We start from the raw sequence: 15851 nt of genomic DNA, 5'->3' as shown, positions 1-15851 counted from the left end.
GGTCTGTTGTGACCGGCTTCTTGCTGAAACAACCGGTTTCGTCCCTCGACGGTCATCACAAGTGACCGTCCGGTTTGATTCGAAAAGGAATGACTCATGACTCAGAAATTCGACGTGGTAGTGATTGGTGCGGGCCCTGGCGGCTACGTAGCGGCCATCAAGGCTGCGCAACTGGGCCTTACCACTGCCTGCATCGAGAAATACACCGACAAGGAGGGCAAACTGGCCCTCGGCGGTACTTGCCTGAACGTCGGTTGCATTCCTTCCAAGGCGCTGCTGGACAGCTCCTGGAAGTTCCATGAGGCGCAGGATGGCTTCAAGATCCACGGTATCAACCACGCTGGCGTGACCATGGACGTGCCAGCGATGGTTGGCCGCAAGGCCAACATCGTCAAGGGCCTGACCTCTGGCGTTGCCACCCTGTTCAAAGCCAATGGCGTGACCTCGATCCAGGGCCACGGCAAGCTGCTGATGGGCAAGAAAGTCGAAGTGACCAAGCCAGACGGTTCGGTTGAAGTGATCGAAGCCGAGAACGTCATCCTGGCACCGGGCTCGCGTCCGATCGACATTCCACCGGCTCCGGTCGACCAGAACGTAATCGTCGATTCCACCGGTGCCCTGGAGTTCCAGACCGTGCCAAAACGCCTGGGCGTGATCGGCGCTGGTGTGATCGGCCTCGAGCTGGGTTCGGTATGGTCGCGCCTGGGCGCGCAAGTGACCGTACTGGAAGCCCTCGATACCTTCCTGATGGCTGCTGACACCGCGGTGTCCAAGGAAGCGCTGAAAACCCTGACCAAACAGGGCCTGGACATCAAACTGGGCGCTCGCGTCACCGGTTCGAAAGTCAACGGCGAAGAGGTCGTGGTGACCTACACCGACACCAACGGTGAACAGACCATCACCTTTGACAAACTGATCGTCGCGGTCGGCCGTCGTCCTGTGACCACTGACCTGCTGGCTACCGACAGCGGCGTGGAAATCGACGAGCGCGGCTTCATTGCCGTCGATGACCAGTGCGCAACCGCAGTACCGGGCGTCTTCGCCATCGGTGACGTGGTTCGCGGCATGATGCTGGCGCACAAGGCATCCGAAGAAGGCATCATGGTCGTCGAGCGCATCAAGGGCCACAAAGCCCAAATGAACTACGACCTGATCCCATCGGTTATCTACACCCACCCGGAAATCGCATGGGTTGGCAAGACCGAGCAGGCCTTGAAAGCCGAAGGCGTTGAAGTTAACGTCGGCACCTTCCCGTTCGCCGCCAGTGGCCGTGCCATGGCAGCCAACGATACCGGTGGTTTCGTGAAAGTCATCGCCGATGCCAAGACGGATCGCGTATTGGGCGTTCACGTCATTGGCCCAAGCGCTGCCGAGCTGGTACAGCAAGGCGCGATCGGCATGGAATTCGGCACCAGCGCTGAAGATCTGGGCATGATGGTCTTCTCCCATCCGACCCTGTCCGAAGCCTTGCACGAAGCGGCCCTGGCCGTAAATGGCGGCGCCATCCACGTGGCCAACCGCAAGAAGCGTTAAAAAATAATAAGAAACCACGGCGGTATGGCCCGTCGTGAGCCTTGCGAGCAAGACTCACCGCGGAATATCCGCTGGACGCAGCCTTGCGTAGCCGAACCGGTTGACTGGAACGCTACGCAAGCAGCAGTCACAGGTGGTGCGGCACCAGAACGGTGCAGCACCGAATGCGCAGTACCTAACGAAGACGGTAATAAGCATGAATCTTCACGAGTATCAGGGTAAGCAGCTGTTCGCTGAGTACGGCCTGCCAGTATCCACCGGTTACGCGGTAGACACCCCGGAAGCGGCAGCAGAAGCTTGCGACAAAATCGGCGGCAGCGAATGGGTTGTCAAAGCCCAGGTTCACGCCGGTGGTCGCGGTAAAGCGGGCGGCGTCAAGCTGGTTCGCAGCAAAGAAGACGCCAAAGCCTTCGCACAGCAGTGGCTGGGCAAGCGTCTGGTGACTTACCAGACTGACGCCAACGGTCAGCCAGTCACCAAGATCCTGGTTGAATCGTGCACTGATATCGCTAAAGAGCTGTACCTGGGCGCTGTCGTTGACCGTTCGAGCCGCCGCATCGTGTTCATGGCTTCCACCGAAGGTGGCGTGGACATCGAGAAAATCGCTCACGATACCCCTGAGAAAATCCTCAAGGCCACTATCGATCCACTGGTTGGCGCACAGCCATTCCAGGGTCGCGAGCTGGCATTCCAGCTGGGCCTGGAAGGCAAGCAGGTCACTCAATTCGCCAAGATCTTCGTAGGTCTGGCCAAGCTGTTCCAGGACCACGACCTGGCGCTGCTGGAAGTGAACCCGCTGGTGATCAAGGCCGACGGCGACCTGCACTGCCTCGATGCCAAGATCAACATCGACGCCAACGCCATGTACCGTCAGCCAAAGCTGAAGACTTTCCACGATCCGTCGCAAGACGATCCGCGCGAAGCGCACGCTGCCAAGTTCGAACTGAACTACGTAGCCCTGGAAGGTAACATCGGCTGCATGGTCAACGGTGCCGGCCTGGCCATGGGTACCATGGACATCGTCAACCTGCATGGCGGCAAGCCAGCCAACTTCCTCGACGTGGGCGGTGGTGCTACCAAGGAACGCGTAACCGAAGCGTTCAAGATCATCCTGTCCGACACCAATGTCGCTGCAGTACTGGTCAACATCTTCGGCGGCATCGTTCGCTGCGACATGATTGCCGAAGGCATCATCGGCGCCGTGAAAGAAGTTGGCGTGAAAATCCCGGTTGTTGTTCGCCTTGAAGGCAACAACGCTGAGCTGGGCGCTAAAGTACTGGCAGAAAGCGGTTTGAACATCATCGCTGCAACCAGCCTGACCGACGCTGCTCAACAAGTTGTCAAAGCTGCGGAGGGCAAATAATGAGCGTCCTGATCAATAAAGACACCAAGGTTATCTGCCAGGGTATTACCGGTTCGCAAGGTAGTTTCCACACCCAGCAAGCCCTGGAATACGGCACCAAGATGGTTGGCGGCGTAACGCCAGGCAAAGGCGGCACCGAGCACCTGGGCCTGCCAGTGTTCAACACCGTGAAAGACGCTGTAGCCGCCACTGGCGCCACCGCCAGCGTGATCTACGTTCCAGCGCCTTTCTGCAAGGACTCCATCCTTGAAGCGGCGTTCGGCGGCATCAAGCTGATCGTCTGCATCACCGAAGGCATCCCGACCATCGACATGCTGGAAGCCAAGGTCAAGTGCGACGAGCTGGGTATCACCCTGATCGGCCCTAACTGCCCAGGCGTGATCACTCCAGGCGAATGCAAGATCGGCATCATGCCAGGTCACATTCACTTGCCAGGCAAGGTCGGTATCGTTTCCCGTTCCGGCACCCTGACCTACGAAGCTGTCAAGCAGACCACTGACGCCGGTTTCGGTCAGTCGACTTGCGTCGGCATCGGCGGTGACCCGATCCCAGGCTCGAACTTCATTGACATCCTGAAGCTGTTCCAGGAAGACCCGAAGACCGAAGCGATCGTCATGATCGGTGAGATCGGCGGTTCGGCTGAAGAAGAAGCGGCTGCCTACATCAAGGCCAACGTGACCAAGCCGGTTGTTTCCTACATCGCTGGTGTGACTGCTCCTCCGGGCAAGCGCATGGGCCATGCTGGCGCAATCATCTCTGGCGGCAAAGGCACTGCAGACGAGAAGTTCGCTGCACTGCAAGACGCAGGTGTGAAAACCGTGCGTTCGCTGGCAGACATCGGCAAGGCCCTGGCCGAGCTGACTGGCTGGGAAATGAAGAAGTAAGCTTCGGCTGACTTTTTTGTTCCAGCAACAAAGGCCACCTTCGGGTGGCCTTTGTCGTTTCTGGCACTGTGGAAACAAGGCCTTGGTCCCACAGATAAATCCACTTGCCACAGGGGCTTCGCAGGAAAATAGATACGCAAACGCGACACACGAACGTCGTGCATCGGATAGTTAGCCCCTTTACAGTGCGTTTTCTCGCTAAATTCGTTAGGCTAGCAGCCATTTTTGCGACCGCTGCCCACAAGGAAGCGCCGCGCTAAACGGGTCGGTCCCATACGGATCGGCAGCATTTCCCTCTACCCATAAGGGAAATCCCTCTCTAAATTCCGATTCAGTAGTGTGGTTTCCTTAATGAAAGTGTTGAAAGGCCAGGATGTCCTGGCGCTTGGTTTCATGACATTTGCCCTGTTCGTCGGGGCCGGCAACATCATCTTCCCGCCTATCGTCGGTTTGCAGTCCGGACCTCATGTCTGGATGGCAGCGCTGGGCTTTTTGATCACGGCGGTCGGGCTGCCGGTCATCACGGTCGTTGCACTGGCCAAGGTGGGCGGTGCGATGGACGCCTTGAGCAGCCCCATCGGCAAGCTCGCCGGTGGTGTACTGGCGGCGGTGTGCTACCTGGCCGTCGGCCCGTTGTTCGCCACGCCGCGTACCGCCACCGTTTCGTTCGAAGTCGGCCTGGCGCCGTTGACCGGTGAAAGCCCGCTGGCACTGTTCCTCTACAGCGCAGTGTATTTCCTGCTGGTGTTTTTCATCTCGCTCTACCCGGGCCGCCTGCTGGACACCGTCGGACGCTTCCTCGCGCCATTGAAGATCATCGCCCTGGCTGTGCTCGGCATCGCCGCGTTTGCCTTGCCCGCAGGTGATATTGGCGTGGCGACCCCCGAGTACATCGCGGCGCCGTTCTCCCAAGGGTTCATCAATGGCTACCTGACCATGGATACCTTGGGCGCCTTGGTGTTCGGCATTGTCATCGTCAACGCGATCCGTTCCCGGGGCGTCGAGTCGCCAGCCTTGATCACCCGCTATGCGATCATCGCCGGGCTGATTGCCGGGGTGGGCCTGGCGCTGGTCTACGTCAGCCTGTTCCGCCTGGGCTCGGGCAGCCATGAAGTGGCTGCGGGCGCGACCAATGGCGCCGCGGTGCTGCATGCCTACGTGCAACACACCTTCGGCAGCCTGGGCAGCGGTTTCCTCGCTGTGCTCATCTCCCTGGCGTGCATGGTAACCGCGGTCGGCCTGACCTGCGCCTGTGCCGAGTACTTCAGCCGTGTCCTGCCGCTGTCCTACAAGACCTTGGTCGTGATCCTGGCCGCCTTTTCGCTGCTGGTGTCCAACCTGGGCCTGACCAAGCTGATCGCCTTCTCGATTCCGGTCCTCACCGCGATCTATCCGCCGTGCATCGTCCTGGTGGCCCTGAGCTTCTGCAAGGACTTCTGGCACGAGCAGGGGCGCATCGTTGGCCCGGTGATGCTGGTGTCGTTCCTGTTTGGCCTGATCGATGCGCTCAAGGGCGCCGGGCTGGCGGACTGGATGCCGACGCAACTGGCCCACCTGCCGCTGAGCGAGCAAGGCCTGGCCTGGCTGGTGCCTTCGGTGATGACCCTGGCGGTCGCGGTGGTGTGCGATCGCCTGCTGGGCAAGCGCAGCGAGGCGTTGGCTTAAGCGGCCTACTGGCAGATCCATCAGCAAGAACTGAAATGCCCCGTATCAATCGATACGGGGCATTTTTTTTGAGTGCCGTGTCTTTTTCCGTGGGCTCGCTCCCACAGGGTTCGCTGATACCATTGCCACCGATTTGTTTCGTCACAGGAAGTCGAATGTCATTCATCCAAGCCAACCTGATCCATCTTCTCGCCGGTGCCTGGTTCATCATCTGCTGGGGCGGTTACACCCGTTATGCCACCTGGAAAGCTCGCGACACCGCCTGCCTGGCCAGCGTGATGCACCTGTATCGCGAAGACTGGATGCGCCGCATGCTGCTGCGTGAGAACCGTATCGCCGATGCCAGCGTGATCGGCAACCTGGAGCGCAACGCATCATTCTTCGCCTCCAGCACACTGATCATCCTGGCCGGTATCCTGACGGTGCTCGGGGCGTCCGATCGGGCGGTGTCGTTGTTGGCGGACCTGCCGATGGTGCAACAGGCTTCCCAGGGCATGGCGGAGGTCAAGTTGCTGTGCCTGGCCTTGGTGTTTGTGTATGCGTTCTTCACGTTCAGCTGGTGCATGCGCCAATACAACTTCGCGGCAGTCCTGATTGGCTCGGCGCCGATGATCGGTGAGCGCCATGTGTCGGAGCAGGAACGCAAGGCCTTTGCGCTAAGGGCGGCACGGGTGATTTCCATGGCGGCCAACCAATTCAACTTCGGCCTGCGCTCTTATTATTTCGGCATGACCATGTTGGCGTGGTTCGTCAGCCCCTGGTTATTCATGTTGATGAGTGCTGGCGTGGTGTTCGTGTTGTATCAGCGCGAGTTTCACTCCGATGTGCTGGACGTGATGGTCTATACCCCCACGGATGCGCCAGTGCCCGAGGTTGGCAAGGAAGCGGCCTGATAGCCGGCGCCTCCAAATCGCAGGCAAAAAAAACCCGCACCAGGCGGGTTTTCTTTTGCCGCTAAAACCGTATTAGTTGGTTTTAGGCGCTTCAGGCGCTTCAGGCGCAGGCGCAGGAGCTTGTTCCTGCTGAGCGGCGCTGTTCGATTCAGACTGAGCTTTGGCAGCTTCGGCGTTTTCTTTCGCCGCGTCGTTCACTTTATCCTGTGCTTTGTTCATGTCTTGCTGAGCTTGCTCGGCGTGTTGTTGGGCATCTTGAGCTTTGTCCTCGGATTTTTTATCGCAGGCAGCGAGGCCGAGGGAGGCGGCCAACATCAAGGCAATAGCAAAGGTCTTACGCATGGGGTGTTTCTCCTTATGGAAATAACTACTGGCCTTTTGAACACCACCCCTCGGATTAAGTTCCTGTTGCGTAACAGATATATAACTTTGCACTGCAATGGAACTTTGTGCATCGCGCCTGTTGTCAGGTCTCGTCACTCATTGGAGCGTTAATCGAATGGCCGCAGACCCCGTTTTTGAGCGTGCGACACGCTTTCTATCCGCACTCAGGCATTGCCAGGTGCTGGGCTTGAAGCTGCACAGTGCCAGTCGTGACGGGCTGACGGTCATCCTGCCGTTCAGCCCGCAAATCGTCGGCAATCCCCTGACGGGCATCATCCACGGCGGGGCGTTGACCTCATTGATGGACACCGCGTGTGGCATGTCGACCTTATGTGTGTTGCCACAATTCGAAGTCTGTCCCACCCTCGACCTGCGCATCGACTACATGCACGCGGCCGAGCCCCACAAGGATGTCTACGGCTTCGCGCAATGCTATCGGGTGACCCCGGACGTGATCTTCACCCGGGGTTTCGCCTACCAGGACGACCCCGAGCAACCCATCGCCCATGTGGTGGGTACATTCATGCGCCTGGGCCAGCATGCCAGGGGAATAGGGAAGGGCGGCTCGATGACCGCTGTGGGCCAACCATGACCGATACCCTCCAGGAACAACTGCGCCGTGCCTGCGAGCAGGGCGACTACGCGTTGCTGCTCGCCTCGATCCCCTATGCCCAGCTCATCGGCGTCGAATGCACGCGCCAGGGCGACGACTTGTTGTTTCACCTGCCGGCCAACAAAGACAACATTGGTAACCCTTTACTGCCGGCCATCCATGGCGGCGTCATCGCCGGTTTCATGGAACTGGCTGCTGCAGTGCATCTGTTGATCGCCACTGGCACGCCGGGCGTGCCAAAAATCATCGATTTCTCCCTGGATTATCTGCGCACCGGGCAGTTTCGCGACACCTATGCCAAATGCCAGGTCTGGCGCCAGGGCCGACGGGTCGCCAACGTCGCGATCACCGCCTGGCAAGACGTCGAGGCCGAACCCATCGCCACTGCCCGGGCACATTTCAAGATCCAGGAACCGTCAAAACCGGATTGCCCTTGAGCTGATCACTTTGAGCTCGGCGAAATTGACGATGGCATGCCCTTTTGTTCGACCCGGAAGGTCAGATAGTTTGAGGCGAAGATAATCACTGCGCCGACCAATACCCAAATTTCAAGAGGCTCGCCGTAGAGAAAAAAACCAACGACGGCAATGAGCGGCACCCTGAAAAAATCAATCGGGATGGCAATGGAGGCTTCCATGATGCTCAGTGCCTTGGCCATAGCGAAGTGCGCACCTAAACCCGTTATGCCTAACAGCAGGATCCAGGGGATGCAGGCGAGCGTAGGTGTACGCCATTGTGCCAAGGATAGACCAAGGCCCAAGGGCAATTGTAGAAGCACCATCCAGATCACGATGATGGTGGGACTGCTGGTCAACGTCAGTTTTTTCACCATGATGATGGATGTTGCGTAGCCCATGGCGGCCATAAGAACGATAAATGCGGCGGGTTCAATGCTACCAAGGCCGGGCCTTAGAACGACCAGGACCCCCAGGAAACCGCCGATGGCGGCGAATACCCTCGTGGTGGAGAGTTTTTCCTTCAAGAATAGAAACGCCAGGAGGGAAACCCATATCGGGGTGGTGAACTCCAGAGCAAAGACCTTAACCAACGGAAGCGATGCCACGCCGATGGTCCAGGCATATTGTCCGGCGAAGTGAACCGCGTTCCTGCCAATCTGCAGACCCAGGTCGTGGGTTTGTTTGAGCTTGGTGCGTTGTTGGTAAATAACCGGAAAAATAATGATCAATCCGACCAAGGACCTGAAAAACAGGATCTCGAAGATCGACATGAATTTGGAAAGCTCTCGGGCCGCGACGGCCATGCCTATGAATGAAAGCAGGCTTGCTGCCATCCATAATGCTCCACCTAACGGCAGCTTTACCTGATGCATTGATGCTCCTTTTTACTCAGCCATTGTTCTTCGTGAACTGCCGTCTGGTATTAAAGCAGCGATTATCTGTGGCTCAGGCAGTTTCTTCGCAACACATTCCCCCAGTACCCGGCCAGGTGCCAGAGGCGGGTCGCCAACGTCGCGATCACCGCCTGGCAAGACGTCGAGGCCGAATCCATCGCCACTGCCCGGGCACATTTCAAGATCCAGGAACCGTCAAAACCGGATTGCCCTTGAAATCATCAACGTTGCCCCCACCTTGAGGATATCCCGCCGCCAATCTCAGCGAGGCGGACACCACCATCCACTTGGAGTTTGATGACCATGAGCGTGGAAACTCAAAAGGAAACCCTGGGCTTCCAGACCGAGGTAAAGCAACTGCTGCACCTGATGATTCACTCGCTGTATTCCAATAAGGAAATTTTCCTTCGCGAGTTGATTTCGAACGCCTCTGACGCTGTCGACAAATTACGTTTCGAGGCCCTTTCCAAGCCTGAATTGCTGGAAGGCGGCGCTGAGCTGAAAATCCGTGTGAGCTTCGACAAGGACGCGAAAACCGTCACCCTCGAAGACAACGGCATCGGCATGAGCCGCGAAGAGGTGATCACGCACTTGGGCACCATCGCCAAGTCCGGCACCGCCGATTTCATGAAGAACCTGTCCGGCGATCAGAAGAAAGATTCCCACCTGATCGGTCAGTTCGGCGTCGGCTTCTATTCCGCGTTCATCGTCGCCGACCAGGTCGAAGTGTTCAGTCGCCGTGCCGGCCTCGCTGCGAGCGAAGGCGTGCACTGGTCGTCTAAGGGCGAGGGCGAGTTTGAAGTCGCCACCGTCGACAAGGCTGATCGCGGTACCCGCATCGTGCTGCACCTCAAGTCTGGCGAAGACGAGTTCGCCGATGGCTGGCGCCTGCGCAACATCATCAAGAAGTACTCCGACCATATCGCGCTGCCAATCGAGCTGCCGAAGGAAGTCACCGCTACCGAAGGCGAAGAAAAGCCTGAAGTGGAATGGGAAACCGTCAACCGCGCCAGTGCCTTGTGGACCCGTCCGCGCACCGAGGTGAAAGACGAGGAATACCAGGAGTTCTACAAGCACATCGCCCATGACTACGAGAACCCGCTGAGCTGGAGCCACAACAAGGTCGAAGGCAAGCTGGAATACAACTCGCTGTTGTACGTGCCGGCCCGTGCACCGTTCGACCTGTACCAGCGCGAAGCGCCACGCGGCCTGAAGCTGTACGTGCAGCGTGTGTTCGTGATGGACCAGGCCGAATCGTTCCTGCCGCTGTACCTGCGCTTCATCAAGGGCGTGGTGGATTCCAATGACCTGTCGCTGAACGTTTCGCGGGAAATCCTGCAGAAAGATCCGATCATCGACTCCATGAAGTCGGCACTGACCAAGCGCGTGCTGGACATGCTGGAAAAACTGGCGAAGAACGAGCCCGAGCAGTACAAGAGCTTCTGGAAAAACTTCGGCCAGGTCATGAAAGAAGGCCCGGCCGAGGACTTCGCCAACAAAGAAAAAATCGCCGGCCTGCTGCGCTTTGCGTCGACCCAGGGTGACGATGGCGAGCAAGTCGTGGGCCTGGCCGATTACCTGGCCCGTGCCAAGGAAGGCCAGGACAAGATCTACTACCTGACCGGTGAAACTTATGCACAGGTCAAGAGCAGCCCGCACCTGGAAGTCTTCCGCAAGAAGGGCATCGAAGTACTGCTGCTGACCGACCGCATCGACGAGTGGCTGATGAGCTACCTCAGCGAGTTCGACGGCAAGAATTTTGTCGACGTGGCGCGTGGTGACCTGGACCTCGGCAACCTGGATTCGGAAGAAGACAAGAAAGCCGCCGAAGAAGTCGCCAAGAGCAAGGAAGGCTTGGTTGAGCGAATCAAGACGGCCCTGGGCGAGGCGGTCAGCGAAGTGCGTGTCTCGCACCGCCTGACCGACTCCCCGGCGATCCTGGCCATCGGTGAGCAGGACCTGGGCCTGCAAATGCGCCAGATCCTCGAAGCCAGCGGCCAGAAAGTCCCGGACTCCAAGCCAATCTTCGAATTCAACCCGGCCCACCCGCTGGTGGAAAAACTCGACAACGAGCAGAGCGAAGAGCGTTTCGGCGATCTGTCGCACATCCTCTTCGACCAAGCGGCCCTGGCGGCTGGCGACAGCCTGAAGGACCCGGCGGCGTATGTGCGTCGCCTGAACAAGCTGCTGGTTGAACTGTCAGCTTAAGCAAGTGTAGAAAAAACCCGCTTCGGCGGGTTTTTTCATTTCTGGTGTTCAGTCAAAAAGGAGTCCGTCATGAGTCAGGTTACGGTTCGTTCGCTGGTCTATCAGATCGAAGGGCAACGTTATGAAGGTCGTCTGGCCTTCGACGTCAATCAGCAGGGGCTGCGCCCAGGTTTGCTGATGGCGCCGAACTGGATGGGGGTTGGGGCGGGCGCCGAGGACATCGCCAGGTCGGTGGCGGCCAACGGTTATGTGGTGTTGATCGCCGACCTGTACGGGCAGGTGGTCCGCCCGAGCAATGCCGATGAGGCGGGGGCGGCGATGATGCCCCTCAAGAACGACCGGGCCCTGTTGCGCAAGCGCATGCAGGCGGCGTTCGAGCAACTGCAGAGCCAGGGCGAAGCGCAGGTCGACGCTTCCAGGCTGGCCACGTTCGGTTTTTGCTTCGGTGGCTGCTGCGCCCTGGAACTGGCCCGTAGCGGTGCACCGCTGAAGGCGGCGATTTCCTTCCACGGCACCCTGGATACACCGAACCCGACCGATGCGCAGAACATCAAGGGCGTGGTGCTGGCCATGCATGGCGCCTCGGACCCGCTGGTGCCGAAAGAGCAGCTACCGGCTTTCGAAGATGAAATGAACGCCGCCGGGGTGGATTGGCAACTGCTGAGCTACGGCGGTGCGGTGCATTCGTTCACCGACCCGCAGGCGAATGTGCCGGGCAAGACGATGTACAACGCGAAGGTCGCCGGACGGGCGTTCAGGTCGATGCATAACTTGTTGGATGAAGTGTTCAGGGGCTGAATACTCCAAGTAGAACCCGTGGCGAGGGAGCTTGCTCCCGCTGGGTCCGTAGGAACTGTGTAGCAACTGTAGGAGCTGTGTAGGAGCTGTCGAGTGCAACGAGGCTGCGATCTTTCCCCAAACACTTGAATCTCAAACGAAAGATCAAAAGATCAAAAGATCAAAAGATCGCAGGCTTCGCCAGCTCCTACAGGGCCATGCGTGAGCAAGTTTCCCCGCCACAGGCTGTTGTGACTCTAGGGTAATTCGATCCGCTCACTTTCCCCTGGCACCGTCGGCCAGTCCCCAGCCGCCCAGCGCCGGCGGGCTTCATCGATCCGGGCCGGGTCGCTGGCGACGAAATTCCAGTTGATCCGTCGCGGCCCATCCAGTGGCGCACCGCCGAACAACACGGCATGGCAGTCACTGTCGGCAAACAGCGTCATTTCTTCCCCTGTCGGCAATATCACCAAGGCGTGAGCCTGCACCGGCTCGCCGTCCAGTAACGCCTCGCCGCTCAACACATACAGGGCCCGCTCTGCATGCTCGGTGGGGATCAGCAGCGTCGTTGCGGTTTGCAGCTTCAATTCGGCATAAAGCGTTGGCGACAGCACCGGTACCGGCGATTCCAGGCAAAAGCCTGACCCGGCGATCATCCGGATGCTGACCCCCAGGTTCTCGCTGACCGGCAGGCTGTGTGCCGGGTGATGACTGTAGTGCCCGGGGCCCTGTTCGTGGGCCTTGGGCGAGGCCAGCCAGACTTGCAACCCGTGCATGACGAATGCACTGCCCAGCGATGACTCGGGCGTGCGCTCGACGTGGGCGATGGCGCTGCCGGCGGTCATCCAGCTGACATCCCCGGCGTCCACCACTTGGTCGGAACCCAGGCTGTCCTTGTGCTGGAGTTTTCCTTCGAACAGGTAGGTGAGGGTGGACAGGCCGATATGCGGATGCTGGCGGATGTTCATGCCTCTGCCGGTCGGGTAGGTGGTTGGCAGCATGTGATCGAAGAACACGAAGGGCCCGACGCTGCGACATTTGGCGGACGGCAGCGGGCGAAGAATTGGCTGGCCTTCGACATCTTCGGCGCGGGGGCGAACGGTCAGGGGAGTGCTCATGTTGTCTTCCAGGTTGAACAACGGTTGCCCGAAGCATACCCCGTCGCCGGCAGACGCGGCGAATGCGCCTTGAACCTAGGTGGGATGGTTAGGGTCTACGCTGTTCAAGGCTTCTGGAGACTGCCCGTGCCCCTGACCCGTTTAATCTGTGCCTGGCTGCTGGTTGTTTTCAGCAGCGGTGCCGTGGCTCGCGAATATGCCTACAGCGATGCGCACCTGCATTACGTCGATTTTTTCCAGGAAACGGCCGGTATGCCCAAGTTGCTCCAGGCGATGGCGGACAATCGCATTGAGCATGTGATGATTTCCGGTGTGCCGGTGGCCAAGAAATGGCATGAGGACGAGCCTAAGCGTCCGCGCTATTACGCCGGTGACGATGCCGATGCCTATTGGTACAGCGCCACCGACGTGATTGTCGCTGCGGCGGTGAGCAAGCTGACCGACGAACAGCGCCGGCACTTTCATCCGTTCCTGTCGGGCTTCAATCCCAACGACAAGAACTCCGCCGCCCATATCCAGCGCATGCTCGATCTCTACCCGGGTTTGTGGCAAGGCATCGGCGAGGTCTTCACTCGCCATGACGACCTGACGGCGCTGACCTCGGGCGACACCCCGCGGGCTAACAATGAAGCCATGACGCAGATCTATCACCTGGCGGCCGAGAACGACCTGCCGGTGATGCTGCACTCCAACATCACGTCCAAGCGTGAGAAAAATCCGCTGTACCTGGCAGAAATCGAGGAGCCGTTGCGCAATCATCCGCACACGCGCTTTATCTGGGCCCACGCCGGTACCAGCATGGAGATCCATCGCCACCAGACCCGCCTGGATTTTCTGTTGCCGACCCTGACCCGCATGCTTGAGACCTACCCCAATCTGTACATCGACCTGTCCTGGAGCGTGCTCACACCGTATTTGCTGGATGAGGCGGGCAAGCCCCGGGATGAGTGGGTAACGCTGGTGGAGCGCTTTCCTGGGCGCTTCATGGTGGGCTCGGATGTCGTCGGGCGGTTCAACAAGTTGGGCAGGGAGCTGCGCAGCTTCGATCCGTTTCTGGATGCCTTGCCCGAAGACGTGGCTCGGAAGGTGGCGCGGGATAACTTTTTAGCGGTGTTGTGTGGGAGCAAGGCTTGCCCGCGATGAAGACGACGCGGTTGAGGAGAAAACCAGGTGCCTGCATCGCGAGCAGGCTTTGCTCCCATAGGCCAACGTCGCTTTGTCATCAGCCTGTCACCCCCGCGTCATACCCTCGCGCTCATCTCAATCAAGGAGCGCACTATGCACCTCACCCGTTCAAGCGCACTGGTCGCGCTGTTGTTGACCTGCGGCCTGGCACAGGCCGAAGTCCGTGTCGAAGGCTCGGTGGAGTATGGTGTTTTCGAAGGGCCGCAAGCCGAGTTGCAGTCGGGAGAGCGGGTCCTGCGGCGCAGCAACGAGCAGATCCGTCAGACCGAAAGCGTGCCGGCGAAGCTAGGGACCAAGTTCGGCATGCGCTACCAGTTGGCCGGCAAGGTCGCGGATGACCAGCCGTTGACCTTGTTGTACTTCACCCCCGGCATCCGCACCCCCGATGGCGTGCGCCACGATAAGTTCGAGGTGATCCAGAAACTGGTACCGGGTGCGCCTCAGGATGTCATGGCCTACGAATTCACCGAAAGCCACGAAGTGGTGCCGGGGGAGTGGCGGTTCATGGTGTTCCAGGGGGATCGGCTGTTGACGCAGCAGCGGTTCGTCGTGCGCTGAGCTCCAGGCCTCATGTGCGGGCTTGGGCATATTTGCCAGGCAAAAAAACGCCCCGAACCAGTCGGGGCGTTTTTGTGTGCGGCGTAACGGTGGGGCTTACTTGCCCTGCCAGCGCTTCAGTACCAGGGTGGCATTGGTGCCGCCGAAGCCGAAGCTGTTGCTCATCACGGTATTGATGGTGGCGTTTTCGCGAGTCTTGCTCAGGATTGGCAGGTCGGCCACTTCTGGATCGAGCTCGTCGATGTTGGCGGAGCCGGCCATGAAATTGCCTTCCATCATCAGCATGCAGTAGATCGCTTCGTGAACGCCGGCGGCGCCCAGGGAGTGACCCGACAGGCTCTTGGTGGAGCTGATGGCCGGGGCCTTGTCGCCGAACACTTCGCGCACACCTTTCATTTCCGCGACGTCGCCGACCGGAGTCGAGGTGCCGTGGGTGTTCAGGTAGTCGATCGGTGTGTCGACGGTGGACATGGCCATCTGCATGCAGCGGATGGCGCCTTCGCCGCTTGGGGCGACCATGTCGTAGCCGTCGGAAGTGGCGCCGTAGCCGACGATTTCCGCGTAGATCTTGGCGCCACGGGCCAGGGCGTGTTCCAGTTCCTCGACCACGACCATGCCGCCGCCGCCAGCGATGACGAAACCGTCACGGTCGGCATCGTAGGCGCGGGAAGCTTTTTCCGGCGTCTCGTTGCGTTTGCTGGACAGGGCGCCCATGGCGTCGAACAGGAACGACTGGCTCCAATGTTCTTCTTCACCACCGCCGGCGAAGACGACGTCCTGCTTGCCCATCTGGATCTGTTCCATGGCGTTGCCAATGCAGTGGGCACTGGTGGCGCAGGCAGAAGCGATGGAGTAGTTCAGGCCCTTGATCTTGAACGGCGTGGCCAGGCAGGCGGAAACCGTGCTGCTCATGGTCCGCGTGACGCGGTACGGGCCAACGCGCTTGACGCCTTTTTCGCGCAGAATGTCCAGCGCTTCCATCTGGTTCAAGGTGGAGGCGCCACCGGAGCCGGCGATCAGACCGGTGCGCGGGTTGGAAACCTGCTCTTCGGTTAGCCCGGAGTCAGCGATGGCGTCCTTCATGGCCAGGTAGGCGTAAGCCGCCGCGTGGCCGACGAAACGGTAGATCTTGCGATCGATCAGCTCTTCGAGGGGAAGGTCAATGGAGCCGGAAACCTGGCTACGCAGACCCATTTCGGCATATTCCGGATTGAACCGGATGCCAGGGCGACTTGCACGCAGGTTAGCGGAGACGGTCTCTTTGTCATTGCCCAGGCACGAAACGATGCCCAGACCAGTGATAACGACGCGGCGCATGC

The 15851-nt window shown here is 59.3% G+C and carries 15 protein-coding genes and 1 pseudogene; 12 read left to right on the top strand and 4 right to left on the bottom strand.

Translation table 11 applies throughout. From position 1 onward, the window contains the following. Positions 1 to 96 precede the first annotated feature (96 nt). The 5 genes from lpdA (at position 97) to AACY31_RS15375 (ending at position 6338) form a co-directional block, all read left to right on the top strand. Entirely contained in the window at positions 97 to 1533 is a 1437-nt protein-coding gene (gene lpdA, locus AACY31_RS15395) for a dihydrolipoyl dehydrogenase (protein ID WP_339480615.1), read from the top strand. Between the two features lie 196 nt (positions 1534 to 1729). Continuing rightward, positions 1730 to 2896: an ADP-forming succinate--CoA ligase subunit beta gene (gene sucC / locus AACY31_RS15390; protein ID WP_003179235.1), complete on the top strand. Its 1167-nt coding sequence runs from the start codon at positions 1730 to 1732 to the stop codon at positions 2894 to 2896. Next, positions 2896 to 3780 carry a succinate--CoA ligase subunit alpha gene (sucD, locus tag AACY31_RS15385; protein ID WP_014339581.1) on the top strand — a complete coding sequence of 295 codons (885 nt, stop codon included), beginning with the start codon at positions 2896 to 2898 and terminating at the stop codon, positions 3778 to 3780. Before sucC ends, sucD begins: the two co-directional genes overlap by 1 nt. 351 nt (positions 3781 to 4131) lie before the next feature. Further along, complete coding sequence (gene brnQ / locus AACY31_RS15380; RefSeq protein WP_339480618.1) at positions 4132 to 5445, top strand: branched-chain amino acid transport system II carrier protein; 1314 nt, start codon at positions 4132 to 4134, stop codon at positions 5443 to 5445. A 155-nt stretch (positions 5446 to 5600) separates the two neighbouring features. Continuing rightward, a complete protein-coding gene (locus AACY31_RS15375; protein WP_339480621.1) occupies positions 5601 to 6338 on the top strand; it encodes a DUF599 domain-containing protein in 738 nt (245 codons plus the stop codon). A gap of 72 nt (positions 6339 to 6410) precedes the next feature. Here the strand turns inward: AACY31_RS15375 and AACY31_RS15370 are convergent, their stop codons facing one another. Next, positions 6411 to 6680 carry a hypothetical protein gene (locus AACY31_RS15370; protein ID WP_339480623.1) on the bottom strand — a complete coding sequence of 90 codons (270 nt, stop codon included), beginning with the start codon at positions 6678 to 6680 and terminating at the stop codon, positions 6411 to 6413. A gap of 157 nt (positions 6681 to 6837) precedes the next feature. Here AACY31_RS15370 and AACY31_RS15365 point away from each other — a divergent pair, with 157 nt between their 5' ends. Further along, positions 6838 to 7314: a PaaI family thioesterase gene (locus AACY31_RS15365; RefSeq protein WP_339480625.1), complete on the top strand. Its 477-nt coding sequence runs from the start codon at positions 6838 to 6840 to the stop codon at positions 7312 to 7314. Next, positions 7311 to 7772, top strand: a complete 462-nt coding sequence (locus tag AACY31_RS15360; protein WP_339504722.1) for a PaaI family thioesterase — start codon at positions 7311 to 7313, stop codon at positions 7770 to 7772. Before AACY31_RS15365 ends, AACY31_RS15360 begins: the two co-directional genes overlap by 4 nt. 5 nt (positions 7773 to 7777) lie before the next feature. Here the strand turns inward: AACY31_RS15360 and AACY31_RS15355 are convergent, their stop codons facing one another. Continuing rightward, positions 7778 to 8665: a DMT family transporter gene (locus AACY31_RS15355; protein WP_339480630.1), complete on the bottom strand. Its 888-nt coding sequence runs from the start codon at positions 8663 to 8665 to the stop codon at positions 7778 to 7780. A gap of 54 nt (positions 8666 to 8719) precedes the next feature. Between AACY31_RS15355 and AACY31_RS28935 the strand changes: the two are divergent. The 3 genes and pseudogenes from AACY31_RS28935 to AACY31_RS15345 form a co-directional block, all read left to right on the top strand. After that, positions 8720 to 8902, top strand: a pseudogene (locus tag AACY31_RS28935) (PaaI family thioesterase); the annotation flags it as partial. Between the two features lie 87 nt (positions 8903 to 8989). Beyond that, a complete protein-coding gene (gene htpG / locus AACY31_RS15350; protein ID WP_339480633.1) occupies positions 8990 to 10894 on the top strand; it encodes a molecular chaperone HtpG in 1905 nt (634 codons plus the stop codon). A 69-nt stretch (positions 10895 to 10963) separates the two neighbouring features. After that, positions 10964 to 11692, top strand: a complete 729-nt coding sequence (locus tag AACY31_RS15345) for a dienelactone hydrolase family protein (RefSeq protein ID WP_339480636.1) — start codon at positions 10964 to 10966, stop codon at positions 11690 to 11692. Between the two features lie 236 nt (positions 11693 to 11928). Here the strand turns inward: AACY31_RS15345 and AACY31_RS15340 are convergent, their stop codons facing one another. Then, the gene (locus tag AACY31_RS15340) at positions 11929 to 12789 is read right to left on the bottom strand and encodes a pirin family protein (protein WP_339480639.1); all 861 of its coding nucleotides are present in this window, start codon (positions 12787 to 12789) and stop codon (positions 11929 to 11931) included. Positions 12790 to 12915: 126 nt separating this feature from the next. Between AACY31_RS15340 and AACY31_RS15335 the strand changes: the two genes are divergently transcribed. Both AACY31_RS15335 and AACY31_RS15330 read left to right on the top strand, forming a co-directional pair. Continuing rightward, positions 12916 to 13932: an amidohydrolase family protein gene (locus AACY31_RS15335; protein WP_339480641.1), complete on the top strand. Its 1017-nt coding sequence runs from the start codon at positions 12916 to 12918 to the stop codon at positions 13930 to 13932. Between the two features lie 135 nt (positions 13933 to 14067). Continuing rightward, entirely contained in the window at positions 14068 to 14532 is a 465-nt protein-coding gene (locus AACY31_RS15330; RefSeq protein WP_339480643.1) for a DUF3859 domain-containing protein, read from the top strand. A 96-nt stretch (positions 14533 to 14628) separates the two neighbouring features. Here the strand turns inward: AACY31_RS15330 and fabB are convergent, their stop codons facing one another. Continuing rightward, positions 14629 to 15849, bottom strand: coding sequence for a beta-ketoacyl-ACP synthase I (fabB, locus tag AACY31_RS15325; RefSeq protein ID WP_339480645.1), 1221 nt, complete (start codon positions 15847 to 15849; stop codon positions 14629 to 14631). Positions 15850 to 15851 lie beyond the last annotated feature (2 nt).

It is taken from the genome of Pseudomonas sp. RL_105y_Pfl2_101, from assembly GCF_963970585.1.
Lineage (GTDB): Bacteria > Pseudomonadota > Gammaproteobacteria > Pseudomonadales > Pseudomonadaceae > Aquipseudomonas.
This window is presented reverse-complemented; position numbering and strand designations above follow the sequence as displayed.

Coding starts and splice junctions, on each gene's coding strand:
- lpdA (WP_339480615.1), top strand. CDS start 97: ATGACTCAGAAATTCGACGTGGTAGTGATTGGTGCGGGCCCTGGCGGC.
- sucC (WP_003179235.1), top strand. CDS start 1,730: ATGAATCTTCACGAGTATCAGGGTAAGCAGCTGTTCGCTGAGTACGGC.
- sucD (WP_014339581.1), top strand. CDS start 2,896: ATGAGCGTCCTGATCAATAAAGACACCAAGGTTATCTGCCAGGGTATT.
- brnQ (WP_339480618.1), top strand. CDS start 4,132: ATGAAAGTGTTGAAAGGCCAGGATGTCCTGGCGCTTGGTTTCATGACA.
- AACY31_RS15375 (WP_339480621.1), top strand. CDS start 5,601: ATGTCATTCATCCAAGCCAACCTGATCCATCTTCTCGCCGGTGCCTGG.
- AACY31_RS15370 (WP_339480623.1), bottom strand. CDS start 6,680: ATGCGTAAGACCTTTGCTATTGCCTTGATGTTGGCCGCCTCCCTCGGC.
- AACY31_RS15365 (WP_339480625.1), top strand. CDS start 6,838: ATGGCCGCAGACCCCGTTTTTGAGCGTGCGACACGCTTTCTATCCGCA.
- AACY31_RS15360 (WP_339504722.1), top strand. CDS start 7,311: ATGACCGATACCCTCCAGGAACAACTGCGCCGTGCCTGCGAGCAGGGC.
- AACY31_RS15355 (WP_339480630.1), bottom strand. CDS start 8,665: ATGCATCAGGTAAAGCTGCCGTTAGGTGGAGCATTATGGATGGCAGCA.
- htpG (WP_339480633.1), top strand. CDS start 8,990: ATGAGCGTGGAAACTCAAAAGGAAACCCTGGGCTTCCAGACCGAGGTA.
- AACY31_RS15345 (WP_339480636.1), top strand. CDS start 10,964: ATGAGTCAGGTTACGGTTCGTTCGCTGGTCTATCAGATCGAAGGGCAA.
- AACY31_RS15340 (WP_339480639.1), bottom strand. CDS start 12,789: ATGAGCACTCCCCTGACCGTTCGCCCCCGCGCCGAAGATGTCGAAGGC.
- AACY31_RS15330 (WP_339480643.1), top strand. CDS start 14,068: ATGCACCTCACCCGTTCAAGCGCACTGGTCGCGCTGTTGTTGACCTGC.
- fabB (WP_339480645.1), bottom strand. CDS start 15,849: ATGCGCCGCGTCGTTATCACTGGTCTGGGCATCGTTTCGTGCCTGGGC.